Source organism: Pseudomonas sp. SWRI81 (assembly GCF_014268545.1).
GTDB classification, from domain to species: Bacteria; Pseudomonadota; Gammaproteobacteria; order Pseudomonadales; family Pseudomonadaceae; genus Aquipseudomonas; species Aquipseudomonas hamedanensis.
This window is the reverse complement of the sequence record NZ_JABWQS010000112.1, coordinates 1-317: the sequence shown is the minus strand read 5'-3', so window position 1 is coordinate 317 and position 317 is coordinate 1. Positions and strand designations below refer to the sequence as shown.

Annotated in this window: 1 pseudogene; it reads left to right on the top strand. The window is 63.7% G+C overall.

The features are described from left to right. Positions 1 to 317: pseudogene (locus tag HU765_RS26655) on the top strand (hypothetical protein); the annotation flags it as partial.

The following is a 317-nucleotide window of genomic DNA, read 5'->3' as shown; positions in this document are numbered from 1 at the left end:
CTCAAGGACGACAGGATCACCGTCACCTTCACTGGCGCAGCCGGCACACCCGCCGGCGGCTCGCACACCACCGCGCCATGGACGGTGACCGCGCTCGGACCGCAGCACATACCGCTGCATGTGCCGGTGATCGCCTTCAACCTCGGCAAAACGGTGGAGATAACCTACATCGTGACCCGAGACAGTAAACCGTCACCGCCGTCGCAAGCGCTGACGCTGGTGGTGCTGCGGCTGGATGATCGTTACCTGGACAAACCGCTGATTCTGCAAGCGTCGGACGGCGGCGAAGGACGAGAGCTGGACGTCACGCTACTGAC